This is a genomic window from Ruminococcus sp. NATIVEDY160 (genome assembly GCF_045819885.1).
In the GTDB taxonomy this organism is placed as follows: domain Bacteria; phylum Bacillota; class Clostridia; order Oscillospirales; family Acutalibacteraceae; genus Ruminococcoides.
Map to the genome: position 1 here is coordinate 804,477 of NZ_CP162391.1, position 20,678 is coordinate 825,154.

A 20,678-nucleotide genomic window follows, 5' to 3' on the forward strand; every position below is an offset into this window, starting at 1 on the left:
TGATTATATGAAGAAGCTGATTGCCGCTGTGTGCGGGGTACTTGCGGCGACGATTCTCCTTTGCGCCTGCTCGCAGTCAAAGGTCAAGCCGCTCGCGCAGGTTTTTGATTCAATAAAGGAGCAGGTGACGCTCTCAGAGCTGAACGAGTTTCAGTTTGTGTCGGCTCTCGACCGCTACTACGGTATAACGTCCGACGAGGTTGTCGAATTTGCGGGCGGAATAAACAATTCGGGAGTCAACCAGGAAGAAATCGTCATGATAATGGCGTCAAACACCGAGGCTGCCGACCATATCCAGACAGTACTCGAGAACCGCAGACAGGCAAAGTACAACGAGAACAAGAACTACAACCCCGAGCAGGCTCAGATGATTGACAGCTGTTCGGTTGACAGGCACGGAATGTACATCGCCATGTTCATCTCGGAGAACGCCGACAAGATACGCGAGATCTACAACACTCAGCTTGAATTCTGACTAATGCGGCAGTCGCCATTGACCGCCGCAAAAATTTTTACGTAAAATGTCAAATAGATAGTGATTTTTTGTATAATCTGTGATATAATATTTACAGCAATTTTTTGCACTGATTTTACAAAAAAGGAGTTGTTGAACAAATGACAAAAAAGAAAAGAATACTTTCAGTGCTCTCGATCGCCGCGGCTTCGATAATGCTTGCCGCATCGCTTTCCGCCTGCGGCGGCGCTTCGGACAGCTCGGGTACTTCCTCAAGCGCTTCGGGCGAGGCTGCGAAGGGCTCGTATTCCAGCCTTGACGACGGTAAGACTGCCGCGAAGAAGTGCCTTTCCGAATATGATTCGGGCAAAAACGCCGCTGTATTTGCGTTCGCGAACGGCGCCTATTCCAAGGCAAATGACGCCGCCGGCAAGGTCAACGCTGACACAAGCGCCGAGGACGTTGAGAAGGCAGCTTCTGAGCTCGGTCTTGAAAGACTTGATATCACCGACGATAAGGGTACAGTTACGGCATGCTATCCCGAGGGCGACAAGGACAAGAGCATCAAGGAGATAAAGGATATCGCTATCTTCAATAAGGTCGTCAAGGGCATTTCCGACAAGTACATGAAGGATCCAGAGTACAACGCGGACAAGAAGTCCTATTACGTTCTCGCGGGCGTAAAGAAGGAAGACGGCGGCGTTTCGGTCATCGGCTATTACGACGAGTCTTACGCGGCTGTCTGCGGCGGCGACCTCGCCGAGAAGTGCGGCGACAACACCGTTGTTGTCAGCAAGGACAAGGTTATCAGCAGCTCGCTCGACGGCGTTGAAGCAGGCGCAAGCCTTGAGGATATCGGCGTAAAGAGCGGCGACTTCACGAAGGACAGCTTTGAGCTGACCGTTAAAGACAAGAAATACAACGCGGCGGCGGTCACAAAGGGCGATATTACCGCTATCGTTGCGATCCCCGCATAAAAATATTTATTGAGGTGAATTCATGATACCGCAGGATCCCATGATTTTGCTCAGCTATCTGAACACAAAGCTCCGTGACGAATATAAGTCGCTCGATTTGCTCTGCGACGATTTGCAGCTCGATAAATCTGACATAATTCAGAAGATGTCGTCGATCGATTACGCTTACGACGACGCGCTGAACAGGTTCGTTTAGGCGCTGATATGGAGCGTTTTACCCTAAAGCTCGCGGGCGTTGCTATCGGAGTGAGCTGTCAATATAATTCCACAAAAGAATATTGCCGCGATTATCTCACCGATGCAGCGCCCGATTTTTCTGTATCCGTCAGCGCTGAGGATATAGAAGCGGAAAGGCCGTATTTTGAAGAGGAGCGCAGTTCCCGATATCTCGAAACGCTCGCGCTCTACCGCAGGATAAGCGACGGCTTGGCTTCTTACGGCGTATTTCTTCTTCACGGTTCGGCCATTGCCGTCGACGGCGAGGTGTATATTTTTATCGCGCCGAGCGGAACGGGCAAGTCCACCCACACCTCACTCTGGCGAAGGCTTCTGATCCCTCGCGGACATGAGGTTGTCATGGTCAACGACGACAAGCCGCTGATCCGCGTGACAGCCGGTCGGGTTTTCGCTTGCGGCACTCCGTGGAACGGCGCGCACCGACTCAGTACGAACGTGTCGCTTCCTGTAAAAGCGATCTGCCTTCTGGAGCGCGGAGAGAGTAATTTTATCGAAGAGATATCTTCTTCACGGGCGTTGGCCGCGCTGTACCGTTCTGCATACCGCCCGAAGAAGGCCGAAGCGCTTGACGCGGTTCTCGGCATGCTCGATGAGGTCATGCGCGGTGTGCGTTTTTACCGACTTGAGTGCGATATTTCGGCTGACGCCGCCGAAACAGCCTATAATATGATGAAATAAGGAGATTTGTATGAAGCTGAAAAAAGAAATGCTGACTCATTTTATGGACGGGTCGCAGGTCATGGTATCGACCGATAAAGATGTTTTTTCGGGGATTGTCACCTCAAACAAAACCGCGGCGTTCATTATCGACTGCCTGAAAGAGGAAACAACTCCCGACGATATCAAGAAGGCGATGTTCGACAAGTATGACGCGCCGATGGATATCATCTCAAGCGACGTTGACGATGTGATTTCCAAGCTCCGCTCGATCGGGGTCATCGACGAATAATGAATATCGAGCAGTATCTGAGCACTCACGATTCTCTCGTCTATTCCAACAAGGGCGTCAGTATGCTGCCCATGCTCAGGCAGGGCAGGGACCTGATGATAGTCCGCCGCAAGCGCGAGGGAGAACGTCTGAAAAAATACGACGTCGCGATCTATATCCGACCGCCGCACGACTATGTGCTTCACCGAATAATCAGGGTTGACGAGGGCGGATATGTGTTTCTCGGCGACAACTGCGAGAACAAGGAGTACGGGATCCGCGAGGAACAGGTAATAGCCGTCATGACCGCCTTTGTTCACAAGGGCAAACAGGTCGATGTGACGGATAAGGGCTACATTTTTTATTCGCGCTTCTGGTACCTTATTTACCCGATTCGAAGGGCGGCTCGCAGGTCAAAGCGCTTTATCAAAAAAATATTACGTAAATTAACCGGCAGGAAATAATTTCTGCCGGTTTTCCTCTTGCAATAATCGAACAGATGTGCTATAATACATATGAAAGGCAGGTGCGGCATATGGAAGAGAGGCAGTACATCGCGATCGACTTAAAATCCTTTTACGCTTCCGTGGAGTGTGTGGCGCGCGGACTGGATCCGCTCGGCACTAACCTTGTGGTCGCAGATGAGAGCCGCACCGAAAAAACGATCTGTCTTGCGGTGTCGCCGTCGCTCAAGGCATACGGCATTCCTGGCAGGGCAAGGCTGTTTGAGGTGTACGAGAAGCTCAGCGAGGTCAACGCGAGGCGGCGCACCCACGCTCCGAACGGAAAGTTTCTGGGTGCGTCGCAGTTCAAGTACTTTGTCGACCACTGTCCTCACATGTCCGTCGATTTCATCATCGCGCGGCCGCGAATGTCGCTGTACATGAAGGTCAGCGCGCAGATTTACCGCGTTTATCTCAAGTACATCGCGCCCGAGGATATCCATGTCTATTCGATCGACGAGGTTTTCATAGACGCGACAAACTATCTCAGGACATATAAAATGACCGCCCGCGAGCTTGCGGACGTCATGATCCGCGACGTGCTCTCGCAGACGGGCATCACGGCAACCGCGGGCATCGGCACGAATATGTATCTCGCCAAGGTGGCAATGGATATCGTCGCCAAGCACATTGAGGCTGACCGCGACGGAGTGAGGATCGCGGAGCTCAACGAGAGGACATACCGCGAGCGGCTGTGGAGCCACCGCCCGATCACGGATTTCTGGCGCATTGGGCGAGGCATCTCAAAGCGGCTCGAGAGCTGCGGAATGTTCACGATGGGCGACGTCGCGCGGTGTTCTGTCCGCGACGAAGAACTGCTGTATAAGCTGTTCGGCAAAAACGCCGAGCTGCTGATCGACCACGCGTGGGGTTTTGAGCCGTGCACAATCGACGAGATCAAATCATATACGCCCGCGAGCACCTCTCTGAGCGTCGGTCAGGTGCTTTCGAAGCCGTACGATTTTGAGCACGCGAAGCTGATTATCCGCGAGATGTCCGAGCAGCTTCTCCTCGATCTTGTGAAAAAGGGACTTATGACCGACCAGATCGTGCTGACCGTCGGTTACGATACGATCAGCCTTAAGCAGGCGTTCAGCGGCGGGATAACGACCGATTACTACGGCAGAAAAATCCCGCGTCACGCCCACGGAACAGAGAACCTCGGCGGCTTCACCTCGTCGGGCAGGGTATTTGTCGAGGCGGCAGTCAGGCTCTTTGAGCGCATCACCGACAGGAATCTATATGTCCGCCGCATGTATGTCGTCGCGAACCATACAACGAGCGAAAAGGCCGTAAACGACAGCGGAAGAGCGGTGCAGCTCAGTCTTTTTGATACAGCGCCCGCAGAGAGGAAAGAGGATTTGAGGGAGAAAAAAATCCAGCAGGCTATGCTTTTGCTTCAAAGGCGGTACGGCAAAAACGCCGTGCTCAAGGGCATGAACCTTAAGGAGGGCGCGACCGCGATCGAGCGCAACGGACAGATCGGCGGTCACAGAGCGTAACAGGGGAGAAACGATGACAAAAGACACTTATGAGGATATAATCAACCTGCCGCGGCATGTTTCGGAGAGGCACCTGCCGATGTCCCTGCATGACCGTGCGGCACAGTTCGCGCCGTTCGCGGCGCTGACAGGCTACGAGGCGGCGATCGAGGAAGCAACCAAAAAGGGAGCCGCTGATATCGGAGAACAGTAGAATAAGCATGAACAGGGGAGACGCGCGCGTCTCCGTTTGTTTTCTCACGATTCCGACCGTGGAACATAGTATGTAATGCAAGGTCTGATGCTTGTATGAAAACGAAAGGAGAATTCAAGTGAAACTCGATGACTTCATCAACGAACAGTACGGAATATCAAAGCTGCCCGAAACGCCTGTTTACGCGATGGCATACGTGCCGTTCCAGCAGGAACAGCCGAAGGTATACTCGCCCGATCAGGGTTTGGTAGCGGGTACGATGTTCCCGTCTCTTGATAAGCCGTTTTACGGCGGCAAATGCGGTGATGTAAAATGACAAAGAGAGAAACGCTGCTCAAAAAAATCTCGACATATCAGTTCGCGGCGCTCGATATGCAGATATATCTCGACACCCACCCCAACGACCGTGCCGCGCTTGAAAAGGCGGAGAAATACAAGGCGATGGCGAGACCGCTGATCGAACAGTACGAGGAGCAATACGGCCCTCTCACCAAGAAGGTCACCGATACCAACAGCTGGACATGGGTCAAAGGCCCGTGGCCGTGGGAAAGCGAGGATGACTGCTGATGTTTATGTACGAGAAGAAGCAGCAATACCCCGTCAATATCAAAACCCCGAACCCGAAGCTCGCAAAGATCATAATAACCCAGTACGGCGGACCCGACGGTGAGTTAAGCGCCTCTATGCGCTACCTCAGTCAGCGATTCACAATGCCTATGCCCGAATTAAAGGGCACGCTGACCGATATAGGCACCGAAGTCCCTCCGTTTGGTAAAATTTTTTGATTTTGTTCAATTCGCTCAATTTCAGCCTTTCCTTTTAGTATTTTTGCCTGCCATTTTTCGGGAATGAGCTTCAAATGAATGTCAAGCGTCCTGTCCTTGTGAACATAAATCTTATCCACAAGGTTCCGGTAGATGATATCGTCCCATTCCTCGCCGACCGCTACGCTGTTGACGTATTCGGTTATGCTCTCAATGATTTGTGATTGATTGGCGACAAGCGCGCTGTTCGCTTTTTCTTCGTTTAGTTTTGCAAGCAGCGATGCGTGTTCCTCACATAAGCGATCACTGGCTTTTTTGTAGTCAGACGTTTCGATATCGCCCGACAGACACATGTCGAGCAGTTTTTCTTTTTTGGCTTCGAGCTTTGCGATTTCCTTTTCAAAATATTCCACGTTGTTTTTATCGGCGCAGGAGCGCAGTACTTCGCTGACTGTGTCAAGCACACTGTCAAGCAGCTCCTCGCGGTTGCCCATCACGTCGCGGATAATGTGCGTAAGAATCAGCCTGACGTCCGCGTCGCGGATATTGACGTTATCGCAGCCGACGATTTCTCCGTTTTCAAGCGTCTTGCGTTTGCCCTTGTGGTCTTTGGTGACACACGACCAGTTCTCGTATTTGGTACCGTTAGGGCATTTCTTCTGCGAATGGCAGAATGTTGAGCCGCATTCCGCGCAGATGATTTTGCCCGACATCGCGTAGCGGTTGGCAAAGCCGTTCTTCGTGTAGTGCATGTTGTGACGGCGTTCCAGCTCGCGCTGAGCCGCTTCAAACCGTTCGCGCGGAATAATCGGCTCGTGGTGGTCTTTGATGACAACATAGTCCAGCTCTCCATTGTTGGTTTTCTTTTTGTGTGAGAGATAGCTTGCAGTGTAGGTTTTTTGCTGTACCAAATCGCCGCAGTACTTCTCGTTTCTCAGCACGCGGAGAATGACGGTGTACGACCATTCTTTCATGAAGCGCGAGGTTTGGATTCCCGCTTCACGCAGCTCGTTAGCGATCACATGACAGCCTTTGCCTTCGTAGAGGTACTTATGAAATATCAGTCGGACGATTTCCGCGCCTTCCTCGTTAATGATCAATTTGCCGTCGCGAACATCATAGCCGAGCATATCACGTCCGAACACAACGCCCTGTTCCATACGCCTGCGCTGACCCCATTTGACGCGCTCCGAGGTCTTTCGGCTTTCCTCCTGAGCGAGAGACGACATCAGAGCCAATCGAAACTCGTGGTCGGGCTGAGAGGTGTCGATGTTATCGTTGAGGAAGAACAGGCGGATGCCGTACTCTCTCAGCTCGCGCGTGTAGGCGATGCTGTCGAGCAGGTTACGCGCGAATCGCGACACCTCTTTGGTGATGATCATATCGAATTTGCCGTTACGTCCGTCCTGAATCATGCGGTTGAAGTCCTCGCGCTTGAAGGTGTTAGTGCCGGTGATGCCCTCGTCAACATAGATTTCAACCAGCTCCCACAGGGGATTGCGGCTGATGTATTCGTTAAAGTACCGCTGCTGACTTTCGAGTGAGTTTGCCTGGTCCAGCTTGTCGGTCGACACGCGGCAGTAGGCTGCCACGCGGATCACTTCGTTTTGTTTTTTCATAATAGTGCGCCTCCTTTAGCAACACAGTATATCTTTTATTTTCAAAAAGTCCAGATATTTTTTCGGGACGGCAGAATTTGCCGCCCCGAAGTATTAAATTCTCTTTATACATTCCTCACATTGTTTCTGAGTGAGTATTCCCTTTTCCTTGAGAGAAAGGAAGATTGCTTTTTTTATTTCGTTTTCCAGTTCTTTGCATACGATTATCTGCTCAGGCTGTTCGGTCATCATGATTTCCGTTTTCACGACAATCACCCGAAAAATCCTATGCTCGCGCAGATTTTCTTATGCGGTCATCACTCCCTTCGTGAGAAATAGGGTAGAGGTTTCGATTTTTGTTTTCATAGATTTCCTTTCCTCGCCGTATTAAATGCGGCGAATTGATAAGATTTATTACATAGAAATACCCTGCTCGCGCTCGTAGTCCTCGCGGGTGCAGTAGGTGTAGAACGCCTCGTTGCAGATCCTTCTGCCGAGGATCTTTTCGATTCTTTCTTTTTCCGCCGTGCTCATTTCGTCGATATACTGCGGCTGATAATAGTAATCATCGGGCACGGTTGAGAGTAAATCGCCGAGCAGATTGATCAGACCGTCGCTGTACGTCATGGTATAGCAGTCTGGGTGATTCGGTGTAACGTAGTCGAAGTACGGATCGATTATCGCACTGTCACAGCCGCCAAGAGCAAAATATATCTCGAGATTATCCTTGAGGAACCTCTCGTCGAAGAGCTTATTATCGCGTACTTTCCAGCCCTCCGGCGAGGTGAACGTGATATACTTGTACTTATCTTCCCACTGTACATCGTAGCCGTGATAGCGCATGTACTCGATGAACTCTTTCTTGGTAGCCGAGTGTCCGAGGGCATACTCCGCAACTTGAAGCAGATCGCGTTTCCATTTTGCGTGGCGCGGATTCTTGGTTTTGACCTCCGTGACGCTCAGCCCGTACTCAAGGCAGAGCTGATTGGAGTACTCCTTTGCCTGCAGCATTTCGTTGCAGCTCTGGTGAAACATCTTGCCGTTTTCGTAGTTGACGCTGTTCATAATCAGGTGATTGTGAGACGAGATTTGTCAAGGGTACTTTCTGCTAAAGATACACTTTATTTTCTAAACACATTAGACAAAAAATGGTATGTGATCTATGCTTCCTAATAATGCTTTTAACTCAAGGATTATTCACAATTCTGTATATGGTTTTTTGTGCTTAATAAATAAATATTATTAGGCATTTTCTATATTGAAATTTTCGATTATTAATATAAAAAGTAGTCGCTATATGATATAATAATTAAAGAAATGTAAGTCGTTCACTTTTCGGTAAAATACAAAGGCGATTTTTTGGGGGATAATTGATTACATAGTAGTGCCTATCATGATGCGCATTATCAAATTAGCATAACATTAAAAAACTTAGGAGGTTAAAATGAATAAGAAAAAACGAAGCTTATTATTCATAAGTCATGCAGAGAAAGATGGTAAAATCGTATCTGACTTTGTCGATTTACTCTATGATATAGGATTAAAAACCGAGGATATGTTTTGTAGCTCAAGAACAGATTTGGATATAGCTGTAGGCGAGGATATTTATGATTATCTAAGAAAAACGTTAGATTCGGACAATGTTATTACCGTATTTATGCTTTCTGACAACTATTACAAAAGTGCTGCTTGTCTAAATGAAATGGGCGCAGTTTGGTTAAAGCAGAGTAGTTACTATACATTTTTGCTTCCAGAATTTGAATACAAAGATATTAAAGGAGCTATAAATCCAAATGTAAAAGGAATAAAACTTGACATTACTAATAAACGTCTAAATGGTGATTTAACAAATTTCAAAAAGAGAATTGAAAAGGATTTTGGAATTAAACCGTCTGATAGTATAGAAATCAACAGATGGGAAAAACAACGAGAACAGTTTATTGATTCCATAAATCATTACTCTACCGAAGTTAAAATAAACCTTGCAAATTATCAAGGATTTTGTATCAATGAAAATAACTTTGGAGGATGTAGTGTTGCTTATGATAAAACAACAAATATTATCCAAACTAAATTTGATTTTTCAAAGACTAATTCACAAATATGCTCTGTCGTTTTCTTTGTTGGAGAAATAAACGCTTTTAATAAGTTTCAACAGAATAAACGTTTGTCTTTCAAACTCAAAGCAGACAATGAATTTAGTGTTACTGTTGAGCTAAGAATAAAGAATCAAGACGTTCCACACATAATTAAGACAACAAAAGATTGGATTGATTATTCTATCCCTTTAAAAGAATTTGGAGGGGCAACAGATAATTGGAAAGTCTTAACAGAGATAAAATTTTTAACGCATCGAAAAGATATTGATGCTGAATCAATTTACATCAAAGACATAGTTTTAACATAATAATTATACACTCTTAATACAATAGAACCGCCTATAGAAATCATTGGATTTGTTCTATAGGCGGCTTTTATGTTGTAAAAAAGGAATCTGAAATTGTTCTGTAAATTTTTGTAACACAACAAATCGCGATGACGATAGCAGAAAATCGAAATCGAATAAGATATATAATACAGAAGCAAGTTTCCTAAATCCGAGAACAACTAGTTTTTTGAGCGACTAAAAATGGAGTAAAATGTTTGTTCTCTTAAGAATGTTTTGAAAATGCAAGTCAAATAGATGATTAGTAGCCTCAAAGTTATCTTTTGATTTGCGACAGACCCATCTACAAAAACGTATAAAAGATAGAAAACTTCTGCATTGTTCACATTTTTGTATATTATTTTTTGTTTGATATTCACTAAAAGAAAAAAGGATATTCTCTGTTTCGCCAAATAGCATCTTAATTAACGCGGTGTTACAATATACATATCAACATTTCAGGATGAAACAATATCAAAATTATGCTTCTTTATAGTTATTGCTTTGCTATCTGGTGGAAAATTGTTGTATTATATGTTATAATGAAAACACAAAAAGATTTAAAAGAAAGAGGTTAATAAAGTGATTAGAATTGCTGTTTGTGATGATGAAGAAATTGTTTGTTCTGTTCTGGAGACTTAGCTCATTAAGGTTGTTCTGTAAAACGTTAAAGCTTGTCATATATTTCTAAATTCCTTTCCGCAATTAGTTTGATTTCGTCCTCGTCGAGATGCTTAAGCGAGCTTCGACGTGCAATTTCAAGGTAGTCAAAATGATTAAAATTCATCATCTTGTCGCTCTTCTCCCAATGCCTGATAAAGTGGTCGTTAAAGGTAATATCAAAGCCCGAACCGGTATCCGAAATATTAACCTTTTTGCCGATATACTCAGGCGGAACGGAATATTTTTTCCCTTCATAAGAAATCATGGATTCCGAGCTGACTTTTCTTTTTACGGTATCTTCAAAATAGCCTGTCAGTATGTCGAGGTTGGTTTGGATCAGAAACGGCTTTTCCAATTCCAATAAATCAAAGGGCTTTTTCCCTGTAGCCTGACAGACAGAGGAATTGATTTCGTAATTCAAATCCGCGGCAATACGCCGGATATCATCAAAGCAGGTGATGTCTCCGCTGTACACTTTAAGGCGGTTCATCAGCTTTGCGGTAACCTCCACCTTGCCTTTTGTTTCGGGACGGTAAGCAACACAGGCTTTGGGCACGAAGCCGCAATCCTCAGCGAAAACTTTAAAGTTTTCGTTGAATACAGGCTCACTGTACTGTGTACGGGCTTTGTCGATGATGGAGCGCATGTTGTCAAAGAGTATCTCATGCGGTACACCGCCGAGATACTTGAACGCACAGGCGAGGCTGAACTCTACCTGCTGCAGATCCCTCGTCTCGGTCACCATAAGGAATTTAGTTCTTGAAAATCCCAGGATTAACAAGAATACATTAAACTTTATCGTTTCACCGTCCTTTGTTTTGAATTTAAGCGATTCTTTCCAGTCTACCTGAGCTTGCACTCCCGGGTCGGTTTCAAAACGGATAACAGCGTCTTTCTGTTTCTCGATGTTCAGATTGTGAATGTATCTCTTGATTGTCGAATAGCTGCCGGTGTATCCGTGTTCTTTGACAAGGTAATGGTAAATAGCTATCGCGGGAGCTGTTGTTTTTACCTTTTCCTCAATAATATGTTCAAAACCGTCTGTCTTTTTCTGATAAACTCGCTGTGACGGTTTCTCTCCGTTTTTAGCAAGCTCCACATATCTGCTGACTGTTCTGCGGTCACAGTTGAACTGCCTTCCCAGCTTGGAACAGTTAACCTTCATTTCCGATTGTTCTTTCATTATGTACTTCACCCTCTCATAAATATCTTTTCTAAAATTCATCTTCCCACCTCCTGTGGGAAGTATACTCCTCTCTGGAAATGGTTTCTACCTTATCTTTTTTGTACATTTTGAGTGAGCGATTTTGTGCATTTTCAGTTTAGCATTTATATCGATATAAAGAAGGCTGAACAGAAATCTTCTGTACTTTCTCCTGTGAATGCAGTTGAAAATGTAAAAAACTATTTTAATAACATTATTATGGATTCAGAGATAGACATTCAAATGATTAAACTGGTATATATTAAAAAATGTGATTTTGAAAAGATTAAAGATCTTAAAGTTGAGCCGGTTTGGTTTATTTATGGAAACTATAAGAATACTTTGTCTGAAAGTTCTGATCAAAAAGATATGTTGATAAATGATACTTACATCACTTTAATCAGTGCAGTTACCGGTGAGACTATCCCTATTGTATCGATTGGAAGGTAGTGAAAGTCTATGAAAGGTATATTTTTTTCATGCTTTAAGCGGGCATTTTTATCTAAAGGATTTGCTATATCGATTATTGGTACGATGATAATGTGTTACATTAGTGCCAGAGATTACATTGTTCCCGATACAAACTCAGCATACATAATTGATTTGATTGTCTTTACAAGGCTGCATAAGAAAAACCGCAAATTCCGGATAGACTAAATCTAACCAAAATCTGCGGTTATTCATATTATTTTGTGAAAAATATTTTATTTATTTCTCTATCCTCTTGACGGGATGCAGTTCAGATGACTTTGATATGCTCGTCTATGTGCTTTTGCTATATCATGATTACCTTTCCTGTTCGTGAGGTTTTATGTTCCTCTGTTTTTGTGCTTGCTTGCGTTGCTGAAAAGAGTATTCACGAACGGCTCGCAAATCAATATCATCGTCGAGCTTCATATCTGCGTCACGGATGCTGCTGAAAAATGTGTTGCGAGAGAAATACTCGCCGTATGAATTCGAAATCTGATTGAGAGCGTTTCGCTCTTTATCGGAACGAATAGCCAAACGTGCTTTGCCAAATTCGCCTACATTGAATTCTTGGGCTTGCTCCTTGTATTCAGCGTATTGCTGTAACGCTTCGTTCAGCTCGGCGGTGTATTTTCCTTCTCGTTTGTCCAACTCTGCGAGGGCGGATTTCATTCGATCAAGGCTGTCATTGACCGTAGATACATCTTTATCATCGGTACGCTCCATAGCGGCAAGCAGGCGAGCTTTTTCGGATTTCAGTTCTTCAGTTTCTTCCGTCAGCTCGGCGATACGGCGAGCCAAATCACGGTGAGTGATGACCTTGATAACGGGAGTGGATTTCTTCTCCGCTTGAAGCTCCTTCCGTTCTTTCTTCTTTGCGGAGATCTGCTTTACAATACCCTTGTAGCTTTCATAATTTGCCTTCAATTCCTTAACATAATCGGTAATATTGCGCTTTCCGATTTTGGTGTGCAGGATATGATAGCTGATAACGATAACCTTTTCACGCAGAGATTCCATAGCTTCGGCAAGAGTTGGAACAGTGTTTTTGACCGCCTGTGAGATCTTTGCAAACGCAGCTTTCAGCTCTCGTAGCATAACGTTATCCGCTTTGATTTGACGGTTGATTTCACAGCGGTCAGCGGTGAATCCTCTGCGCTCCATCGCTTGTGCGACATAACCTTCGTGGATTGTCGGTTGCTCGTCGATCCCTCTGGCGGCATGGCTGCGGTGGTCAATATGAACGTCGGAGCGATTCGCTTCGTCGAGATATTTATTCGAGATCTGCGCCCAATTCTCTCGCCAAGCGACGAGCTGCTCGTCGCTGTTCCAACGGGCGGTGATCGGATTCTGACGTCCGAATTTCGTACTTTTCGGATATTTATTGACTCGCTCATAGCCGTGTTGCTCCGCTTCTGACGGCGGCATATACATCTTCTTTTTGCCAACAAAATATTGATATTGCTTCTCCCAGCCCTGTGATTTTGCTTGCAGAAACTCGGCGGCTGTGAAGCCCTTTTCCTCTCCGTTACGCTTGCACAGGTATTCCTTTTCGGTTTTGTATTGCCACTTGCCTTTGTCGTCCAAAGGTCTGACGGTAAGCATAATATGAGCGTGAGGATTGTGACCGTCGGTGTCGTGGATAGCGACATCGGCGCACATTCCTTCTGCAACGAAGTTGCTTTGTATATACTCTGCCAGCAGATTGATCCATTGTTCTTTGTTGAGTTCAACAGGCAGAGCAATCACTAACTCACGGGCGAGCCGGCTGTCCTTTGTCTTTTCGGCACGTTCAACGGCGTTCCATAATTCGCTCCGATCCTGCCATTCCTGCGGAGCGTTTTCGGGTAAAAAAATATGCTCCCACACAAGACCGTGCTTGCGGGTGTAATCGTGGAGCACACCGTCATAGTCGTTCAAAATCTTGGAGCAGCTCATATATGCTGAAGCAGCTACAGCACTTCTGCCTGTGCTGCGGCTGATAACTTTTGCTTCTAAATGATAAATCGCCATAACATTTTATCAAGCCTTTCTAAAGTGTTTTTTGTTTCTTTTTATAAAAAAGAAATTGGGTGTCGCCGCAGCGATACCCACGATGTCAAGGCTGTGGTACAGCGTTGACAATGCGGTTGTCGGACAGGCAACCGCACGGAAGGTGACGGCTTTGCGGCGGCTTCCGCAAGGCTCCGACGGAGCCGCAACCCTCGGAGAGCGCACGTCTGCTTTAGCAGTACCACCGCCCATTTTATGGGTGGTGAGTAAGTGCGCCCTTCGGGATAAAAAAAGAAACGCTCCGATTTCTCGAAGCGTTCCACTGATAATGATTATTTGATTAGACTGCATAGATAACCCTCCAACTGTTCCAATGACATTTGCCTAACTTGCGGTATAGCTTTCTCTAAAATGGCTCCCTCTTGGATGAGCCGATGTGTTCGTGCTGCTCGCTCCTTTACACGGTTACGAGCCTGCGCTTCTTCCAGTCTGTGCTTTGCCTGTAAATAATCTTTCTCAGTAAAATTCATCATATAATTTTCCTCCAATCAAAAAGGCGGCTTGTGAAATTGCTCTCACAAGCTGCCGCAGCGTTAATTGTTATTCTGTTTTTGTTCTTTATGCTTTTGCCAACGTTTTCTGTTGTAATTCCTGTTACGGCATTTCACACAACAGAATTTTGCATTGGTTGATTTTGAAATAAATGTCTTTCCGCACTCCCAACACTTCACCTCAAAATTCTTGCCGACGATGTGCTCGCCTGATTTGATTTTTTGGTAAAGCTCCCGTTCATATACACGCTTTTTCCTGAGCTGTTCCTGTCGCTTGACTTCTTCCTCACTCAACTCCGGTTCGGGAATTTCAAACTGTCCGATAAAATTCAGATAGATGTCAACGTCCTGCATACGCTCTCCGTCAATATAGTACGGAGCGTGAACTAAAATCCTATCTATGAATTCATTGATCATCGGCGTAGTCAGCTCGGAGAAGTCGGTGTACTTTTTCGCCAACGTAAGGAACTGTTCTGCACGGACGGTATCTTCTTCAAAAGTTGATAGCTGTTGTTCGGTCTCGGTCACAAAAGCGGACAACTCTTTTTGTTCCGCTTCGTATTCCGCAAGCAGGCTGTCAAAGCGTTCCTCGGTGATCTTGCCGACGGCGTAGGATTCATACAGCTTCTTGATGATTCCGTCAAGCTCGTTAATTCTTCTGCGGCTCTTGTTCAGCTTGCGCTTTGCGTCTTTGACCGCTTCCTTTTGCCGAAGCTGCGAAGCGGAACGAATATCATCTAAGAATTTATCCTTATCCTTAATAGCCGAAGCGCAAGCCGCTTTGATTGTTTCAAGAATGAGAATACGCAGCGCCTTTGTTGAAATGCGGTGTTTAAAGCACACGGTGTCCTTCTTGCGAAAACTCAAAGTATAGGTTGAGCAATCATAAGTGTCACCCGGGTACTTTTTCTTTTCGATGTCGCCGCGTGTGCGGTGGTTATACATCTTTGCTCCGCAATCAGCGCAGAACACAAGACCTGTCAGCGGATTGGCTTCACCAATCGTATCGACACGTCTCGGCGTTTTGATCAGCTTTTGCACAAGCTCCCAAGTTTCTCGGTCAATGATCGCTTCGTGCGTGTCCTTGAAAATCTGCCAATTCTCTTTTGGATTGGCAACGGACTTTTTATCCTTATAAGATTCTTTATGCGTACGGAAATTGACTGTATCTCCCGCGTACTCCTGCTTAGACAAGATAGCTTTTACGGTTGCTTCATTCCAAGAATACGGATGCGAAATTTCGGTTTTGTATTTCCAAAGCCCTGTGCCTTGCCTTGCGTGATAAGCGGCAGGCGTTTCAATTCTTTCGTTGTAAAGAATCGTTGTGATTTCAAAAGGCGTTTTGCCCTCAATTGTCAACCGATAAATACGGCGGACAACCTCGGCGGCTTCTTCATCGATCAGCCAATGGTTTTTATCGTTCGGATCTTTTTTATATCCGTAGATAGCAATGTTCGTCAGCGGTTTTCCCGATTCGCCTTTTGTGCGACAGGCGGCTTGCTGCTTGCGGCTGAGATCACGCAGATACCACTCGTTCATCACATTGAGGAACGGCGCAAATTCGTTGCTGTTCCGGTCGTCGCTGTCAACGCTGTTGGCGATAGCGACAAAATGAACGTGGTATTGGCGGAACATTACCTCGGTGTAAAAGCCTGTCTGCAAATAATCTCTGCCGATTCGGGACATATCCTTGACAAGAACGTGCGCCACCTTGTCGGCTTCAATATCTGCAATCAGCCTTTTCCAAGCAGGGCGGTCAAAGTTGCCGCCCGAATATCCGTCGTCGGTATAATGGACGAGGTTTTCATACCCCTGTTGCTTTGCGTAGCTTTCTAGGTATGATTTTTGATTGATGATGGAGTTGCTGTCCCCGGCGAGTTCATCGTCACGGGACAATCTCTCATACAATGCCGTTATTTTTCCTTCAGTCTGCTTTGCTGCCATATCAGGCGCTCCTTTCAGACTGTCGGCTCATTTGTGGTAAGCTTATTATACCACAAGCCTCGTCATTTTTAAAGGCTTCATTGCGAACAATTCGCAAAATTTTATCTTCCATTGTTTCGCCGTTATCCTTGCAAAACACCTTGACGTTATAGGTGGTCTTGCCGATACGGCGAATCATCGTTGTATAGTTGTTGGTCAATATATTACCTCCCATTGAATTTTATAATTGATTTGTGTATAATGAATTTAGTCAGTTCCTTAATCTGTAACCCCTAAAGTGAAACATTAATAAAAACACCTTACCTACGCAAAAATGCTCTCCAAAAGCCGCGTGAACAGTGGCTTTCAGAGAGCAAAAGCGTTACATTTCAGCTTTATTCGCTCGGTGCTTTCTAACACGTTCTGCCGTTTGCCGACGGCGAGCTTCTGCGGCACATTGCTCTGAACAATACGCCTTTCGTCCAACAGAAGCAAAGAGCTTGCCGCATTGTTGGCACTTCTTAGTGGGTATGCCTTTGAACAAAGCGAATAATTCAGCGTCAGTAGGCAATACGGCTTGCTCGTAATACTTGCACAGCTTGCTGTCGTTAAAGCCTACGCTGAACATATAGCACTCCGTTTCAAGCGGTAGGCAACCATATTCTTTACTGTAATTGGCACAGCAGTTGGTAACGTGCTTTTTAATACGATTCTTATCTCTTTTTGATAACTCTGCCATAGCGTGTCCTCCTTCTTTAATGATAGAAGTAATCTGAAATCAATAAAACAGATTACCCCTCCATATATAGGAGAAATTCGGCACGGTTTGCGGAACTGTTTTTGAAAAATTTTTTAAAATATTTTGGGAGGTGAATTTGCGGTGGATGATTATGAAGAACTATTAGTCGAGCAGGAAGAAGAACAGCTCGCCGAAGCATTAGCTGAAGAACATCAAGCTGAATTAGAAGTACAGCTTGAACAAGACGAGCAACCGCCGCAAATCGACGAGCCGCCCGAAACCAAAAAGCTGAAAAGAGATTTACAGCGTGAAGCGCTCGCCAGATTGGAGAACGCCGCAAGGACAACCGCTGATTTTCAGAATGTGGTATCTTGGTGGAATCGACTTGACAGTAACCGTGAGCGCAGGGAGCGTTATCACGAAGTCAGCCGAAGCGGCTTGGATATTCCGCTTGATTACGGTGCTGCGCTTGATGGTGAGATTATTCCTTACGATATCAACGATGTATTGATAAAGCAAATCCGCAAGGGCGATTATATCGACGCAATCTTTCATTGTCCGTTTGAGATTAACGAATTGGTGACCGACGGCGAGCTTTCAAAGATATTGAACAAATTATCCGACGATCACAAGGAGATCATCTTTAACAATATTGTGCGTGGGACAAGTACAAAAGCTCTCGGCAAAATCAGAGAGCAATCCGACCGTAATATCCGCAAGGTCAGAGCGACCGCCTTGAAGAAGATACATAAAGCATTACTAAAGGTGCTATTGAGCCGCAAAGAAAAAGGGTTTCCTCTCACGATGGAAGAAAAGCAGTTAATAGAAAAAGCCCTTGACGGTAGCAAGAGCAAGTAGTATAATAGTAATATATTATTTTGATTTCAGATTACATAGCGTAATGACGAGGTGAATATAATGGATAAGATTACAGCTGAAAAAGCACAGAAAGAATTAACGATGATATTATTGTACCTTTCACGTTTTACGGAAGGCAGCAGATTTTCCGACGGCAAAGATTTTTATGCTTGGAAAGGCTATGATTTTGACGTTCTTAACAGCTTGGACGATGAAGATTATATCCGTCAGGGCGATCGCCCTTCACGAAGAAAATCTGTTTATCTGACCGAAACAGGAATCGACTATGCCAAAGATCTTTTAGAAAAATACGGAATAGCAGATTGGGAATGATATTATATGAAAATGTTTGAACATTCCAATTCGACTTGGGTTAGGTACAGTGAATATGAGTGGAAGCAAGCCGAGGACGGCAAGCTGTATTTGACCGCCTGCTCCAACGCACAGCCTACAATATACGATCCGTTGAAGGAGTATCAGCAGTTAGTTTTGGATGCTCTGTATATCGGGCGCTTGGGTATGAAGCAGGAGCAGGACGATGAAGAAATACAAGCCGAAATAAAAGCCTTTGCGGAAAAGTATGGGCTGTTCGGATTGATGACGGCGTTACCGACCACACCTTCTTTTATGGACTATGAAGCGGTGTATTTGCCTAAAAACCGTTTTATAAAAAAGGAAACGATGTCCACCGAAGATTATCTCAATCTGTTCTTTCCCTTTGACAAACTTGATGTAGTAAAGCGCAGCGTTGAATCGTTATGGAATATAGAAGGCGACAATATGATGATGGCGCTCGCTATGACAATGAGCGACAGACAGATGGCGGTCAATATGAGCTTTCAGCGTCAGTATGCAGAGAGCTATGAGTGGATGAAGCAGGTGTTTACCGATTGGGCATTTAATGCCACAACAGTGTTTCTGTATTACAATGACTATGATAAGCTGGACGATGACTACAAACAGCTTATGCGGCAGAGTATCCGTGCATTTGACGGCAACGCTCCTGTCTATCACATCGAGCTGCTTGAACAACCGACGCTTGTATGGGATTTCCATTCGCTCCTGCTTGGCGTACAAATGATGTTATCATTTATGCTGACGGATGAACACAATCCTATGAGGGTGTGCAAGAAATGTTCCAAATTCTTTGTAGCAAGCCGCCCAAGCGCTATCTTTTGCAGCCCACGCTGTAAGAATCAATATAACGTGTATAAGAACAGGGCGAAAAACAAAACGACTGATGAAGATGAAACAAACTAATTGGTAAGGTGAAAGAAGATGGCAAATGAGATTATTACAAACAGCAGCAATTCAGAGAACACATATAACTCAATACGGCACAGCATTATTACTGCACAGCAAAAGGTCTATACTGCGGTCAATTCCGCTATGGTATTGGCTTATTGGGAGATCGGTGAGCAGATATATAAAGCCTGCGGTGATAACGACAGGAGTGAATACGGCAAAAACTTAATTAAGTATCTTTCCGATAAGCTCACTATTGAATTTGGCAAAGGCTTTTCGGAAACCAATTTAAGGAACATGAGGAAGTTTTATCTGTGTTTTTCAATTCAGCAGACACTGTCTGCTGAATTGAGCTGGTCGCATTATCAAAAGTTAATGCGTATTGACGACAGAGTGCGTAGAGAGTTTTATACAGAGGAATGCATCAAATCCGGCTGGAGTGTCAGACAACTCGACAGGCAAATCAACTCATTCTTTTACGAACGACTATTATCAAGCCAAAACAAAGAATCGGTATCATCTGAAATTGAGCAGTTGGAGCCGAAACCGGAGTATGAGAAGATTATCCGAGATCCGTATGTGCTTGAATTTCTTGACCTGAATCCGAACCCAAACTTCTATGAAAAGGATTTGGAGCAGGCGTTGATTAATCATTTGCAAAAGTTCCTGTTAGAGCTTGGTCGTGGTTTCTCCTTCGTAGCAAGACAAAAGCATATTACCTTTGACGGTGAGCATTTTTATATCGACCTTGTATTCTACAACTATATTCTGAAATGCTTCGTGCTGATAGATTTGAAAGTCGGAAAGCTGACACATCAGGATTTGGGGCAAATGCAAATGTATGTCAACTACTATACACGGGAATTGATGAATGAAGGCGACAATCCCCCGATTGGCATTGTCCTTTGCGCCGATAAGAGCGATTCGGTAGTAAAGTACACCTTATCCGAAGAAAATACACAAATCTTTGCTTCAAAATACAAGCTCTATCTTCCTACGGAGGAAGAATTCAAGAAAGAGCTTAATCTTGATGATTATGAAAAGCTGAATTAGCTTATATATGATATTGAAAACTCCTGCAAGAACAACAACTTGCAGGAGTTTTCGCTTTTGAGATGATTGTTACATAATCGTAAACAAAAGTTACGGTGTTCACAAAATTGTATATGAAATTTAGTGCTATTTCTCCAATTTTTCCATAATTAATTCTATATGCCAGTCAATATTAATTCAATGAATAAAGTGATATAATAATATTTAGATATCAAGTTGTTTTTTAACAGATAAATATGTTTTATGAGAGGTTAACGATGCAAAAAAGGTATTACTTTTGTTGAATGTATTTCAACACTTTGCACAATTATTATTTGTATTAATAAATTAGTTGTTTTCTTTAGCAAAGTGCAAATCAATAAAGAAAAAAGGCATAATGTTATATAATCTAAATTAAGCCG

General features: G+C 44.8%; 26 protein-coding genes and 1 pseudogene. 17 read left to right on the forward strand and 10 right to left on the reverse strand.

The genetic code is table 11. The features are described 5' to 3' along the window. Positions 1–7 precede the first annotated feature (7 nt). From AB1I49_RS03810 to AB1I49_RS03860, 11 genes and pseudogenes are all read left to right on the forward strand, one after another. The gene (locus AB1I49_RS03810) at positions 8–475 is read left to right on the forward strand and encodes a DUF4358 domain-containing protein (RefSeq protein ID WP_316609413.1); all 468 of its coding nucleotides are present in this window, start codon (positions 8–10) and stop codon (positions 473–475) included. A gap of 140 nt (positions 476–615) precedes the next feature. After that, complete coding sequence (locus tag AB1I49_RS03815) at positions 616–1,431, forward strand: hypothetical protein (protein WP_407721400.1); 816 nt, start codon at positions 616–618, stop codon at positions 1,429–1,431. Between the two features lie 22 nt (positions 1,432–1,453). Then, on the forward strand, positions 1,454–1,627 hold the full coding sequence (locus tag AB1I49_RS03820) for a DUF4250 domain-containing protein (RefSeq protein ID WP_316609417.1): 174 nt from the start codon (positions 1,454–1,456) through the stop codon (positions 1,625–1,627). A gap of 8 nt (positions 1,628–1,635) precedes the next feature. Beyond that, positions 1,636–2,346 carry a hypothetical protein gene (locus tag AB1I49_RS03825; RefSeq protein ID WP_316609418.1) on the forward strand — a complete coding sequence of 237 codons (711 nt, stop codon included), beginning with the start codon at positions 1,636–1,638 and terminating at the stop codon, positions 2,344–2,346. A gap of 10 nt (positions 2,347–2,356) precedes the next feature. Further along, a complete protein-coding gene (locus AB1I49_RS03830) occupies positions 2,357–2,617 on the forward strand; it encodes a PqqD family protein (RefSeq protein WP_316609419.1) in 261 nt (86 codons plus the stop codon). After that, positions 2,617–3,060: a S24/S26 family peptidase gene (locus AB1I49_RS03835; protein ID WP_316612399.1), complete on the forward strand. Its 444-nt coding sequence runs from the start codon at positions 2,617–2,619 to the stop codon at positions 3,058–3,060. The genes AB1I49_RS03830 and AB1I49_RS03835 overlap by 1 nt, the downstream gene beginning before the upstream one ends. Positions 3,061–3,131: 71 nt before the next feature. Beyond that, on the forward strand, positions 3,132–4,601 hold the full coding sequence (locus AB1I49_RS03840) for a Y-family DNA polymerase (protein ID WP_316609423.1): 1,470 nt from the start codon (positions 3,132–3,134) through the stop codon (positions 4,599–4,601). Positions 4,602–4,614: 13 nt separating this feature from the next. Further along, positions 4,615–4,794, forward strand: coding sequence for a hypothetical protein (locus AB1I49_RS03845; RefSeq protein WP_405317901.1), 180 nt, complete (start codon positions 4,615–4,617; stop codon positions 4,792–4,794). A gap of 118 nt (positions 4,795–4,912) precedes the next feature. Beyond that, a complete protein-coding gene (locus AB1I49_RS03850; RefSeq protein WP_316609424.1) occupies positions 4,913–5,110 on the forward strand; it encodes a spore coat associated protein CotJA in 198 nt (65 codons plus the stop codon). Next, positions 5,107–5,361 carry a spore coat protein CotJB gene (locus tag AB1I49_RS03855; RefSeq protein ID WP_316609425.1) on the forward strand — a complete coding sequence of 85 codons (255 nt, stop codon included), beginning with the start codon at positions 5,107–5,109 and terminating at the stop codon, positions 5,359–5,361. Before AB1I49_RS03850 ends, AB1I49_RS03855 begins: the two co-directional genes overlap by 4 nt. Next, positions 5,361–5,552, forward strand: a pseudogene (locus AB1I49_RS03860) (manganese catalase family protein); the annotation flags it as partial. The gene AB1I49_RS03855 and the pseudogene AB1I49_RS03860, both read left to right, overlap by 1 nt. Here the strand turns inward: AB1I49_RS03860 and AB1I49_RS03865 are convergent. The 3 genes from AB1I49_RS03865 to AB1I49_RS03875 all read right to left on the reverse strand — a co-directional run bounded on the left by AB1I49_RS03865 (position 5,492) and on the right by AB1I49_RS03875 (position 8,245). Then, positions 5,492–7,177 (reverse strand): recombinase family protein, encoded by a 1,686-nt coding sequence (locus AB1I49_RS03865; protein WP_407721401.1) that lies wholly within the window; start codon positions 7,175–7,177, stop codon positions 5,492–5,494. The pseudogene AB1I49_RS03860 and the gene AB1I49_RS03865 sit on opposite strands and share 61 nt — an antisense overlap. 93 nt (positions 7,178–7,270) lie before the next feature. Next, positions 7,271–7,423, reverse strand: coding sequence for a hypothetical protein (locus AB1I49_RS03870; RefSeq protein WP_330058382.1), 153 nt, complete (start codon positions 7,421–7,423; stop codon positions 7,271–7,273). Between the two features lie 147 nt (positions 7,424–7,570). Then, the gene (locus tag AB1I49_RS03875) at positions 7,571–8,245 is read right to left on the reverse strand and encodes a relaxase/mobilization nuclease domain-containing protein (protein ID WP_407721627.1); all 675 of its coding nucleotides are present in this window, start codon (positions 8,243–8,245) and stop codon (positions 7,571–7,573) included. Between the two features lie 355 nt (positions 8,246–8,600). On the opposite strand from AB1I49_RS03875, the gene AB1I49_RS03880 reads away from it, so the two are divergent. Next, positions 8,601–9,563 carry a toll/interleukin-1 receptor domain-containing protein gene (locus AB1I49_RS03880; RefSeq protein ID WP_407721402.1) on the forward strand — a complete coding sequence of 321 codons (963 nt, stop codon included), beginning with the start codon at positions 8,601–8,603 and terminating at the stop codon, positions 9,561–9,563. A 685-nt stretch (positions 9,564–10,248) separates the two neighbouring features. Here AB1I49_RS03880 and istA read toward each other — a convergent pair. Next, a complete protein-coding gene (gene istA / locus AB1I49_RS03885) occupies positions 10,249–11,469 on the reverse strand; it encodes an IS21 family transposase (RefSeq protein WP_407721403.1) in 1,221 nt (406 codons plus the stop codon). A gap of 84 nt (positions 11,470–11,553) precedes the next feature. Between istA and AB1I49_RS03890 the strand changes: the two genes are divergently transcribed. After that, a complete protein-coding gene (locus tag AB1I49_RS03890) occupies positions 11,554–11,898 on the forward strand; it encodes a hypothetical protein (protein ID WP_407721404.1) in 345 nt (114 codons plus the stop codon). A 336-nt stretch (positions 11,899–12,234) separates the two neighbouring features. Here AB1I49_RS03890 and mobQ read toward each other — a convergent pair whose 3' ends face one another. The 6 genes from mobQ to AB1I49_RS03920 all read right to left on the reverse strand — a co-directional run bounded on the left by mobQ (position 12,235) and on the right by AB1I49_RS03920 (position 17,121). Further along, positions 12,235–13,929 carry a MobQ family relaxase gene (gene mobQ, locus AB1I49_RS03895; protein ID WP_407721405.1) on the reverse strand — a complete coding sequence of 565 codons (1,695 nt, stop codon included), beginning with the start codon at positions 13,927–13,929 and terminating at the stop codon, positions 12,235–12,237. Positions 13,930–13,938: 9 nt separating this feature from the next. Next, positions 13,939–14,259: a hypothetical protein gene (locus AB1I49_RS03900; protein WP_407721406.1), complete on the reverse strand. Its 321-nt coding sequence runs from the start codon at positions 14,257–14,259 to the stop codon at positions 13,939–13,941. After that, positions 14,241–14,438 (reverse strand): DUF3847 domain-containing protein, encoded by a 198-nt coding sequence (locus AB1I49_RS03905; protein WP_407721629.1) that lies wholly within the window; start codon positions 14,436–14,438, stop codon positions 14,241–14,243. The genes AB1I49_RS03900 and AB1I49_RS03905 overlap by 19 nt, the downstream gene beginning before the upstream one ends. A 63-nt stretch (positions 14,439–14,501) precedes the next feature. Further along, on the reverse strand, positions 14,502–16,403 hold the full coding sequence (locus AB1I49_RS03910; protein ID WP_407721407.1) for a DUF4368 domain-containing protein: 1,902 nt from the start codon (positions 16,401–16,403) through the stop codon (positions 14,502–14,504). A gap of 1 nt (position 16,404) precedes the next feature. Continuing rightward, positions 16,405–16,617, reverse strand: a complete 213-nt coding sequence (locus tag AB1I49_RS03915; protein ID WP_399552728.1) for a transposon-encoded TnpW family protein — start codon at positions 16,615–16,617, stop codon at positions 16,405–16,407. 147 nt (positions 16,618–16,764) lie between these two features. After that, entirely contained in the window at positions 16,765–17,121 is a 357-nt protein-coding gene (locus tag AB1I49_RS03920; protein ID WP_407721408.1) for a cysteine-rich VLP protein, read from the reverse strand. A gap of 141 nt (positions 17,122–17,262) precedes the next feature. On the opposite strand from AB1I49_RS03920, the gene AB1I49_RS03925 reads away from it, so the two are divergent. The 4 genes from AB1I49_RS03925 to AB1I49_RS03940 are packed head-to-tail and all read left to right on the forward strand — an operon-like array spanning position 17,263 to position 20,277. Next, the gene (locus tag AB1I49_RS03925; RefSeq protein ID WP_407721409.1) at positions 17,263–17,979 is read left to right on the forward strand and encodes a hypothetical protein; all 717 of its coding nucleotides are present in this window, start codon (positions 17,263–17,265) and stop codon (positions 17,977–17,979) included. A gap of 60 nt (positions 17,980–18,039) precedes the next feature. Then, entirely contained in the window at positions 18,040–18,312 is a 273-nt protein-coding gene (locus AB1I49_RS03930; RefSeq protein ID WP_407721410.1) for a DUF6429 family protein, read from the forward strand. A gap of 6 nt (positions 18,313–18,318) precedes the next feature. Beyond that, positions 18,319–19,239 (forward strand): hypothetical protein, encoded by a 921-nt coding sequence (locus AB1I49_RS03935; RefSeq protein ID WP_407721411.1) that lies wholly within the window; start codon positions 18,319–18,321, stop codon positions 19,237–19,239. Positions 19,240–19,257: 18 nt separating this feature from the next. Next, the gene (locus tag AB1I49_RS03940; protein WP_407721412.1) at positions 19,258–20,277 is read left to right on the forward strand and encodes a PDDEXK nuclease domain-containing protein; all 1,020 of its coding nucleotides are present in this window, start codon (positions 19,258–19,260) and stop codon (positions 20,275–20,277) included. Positions 20,278–20,678: the final 401 nt, after the last annotated feature.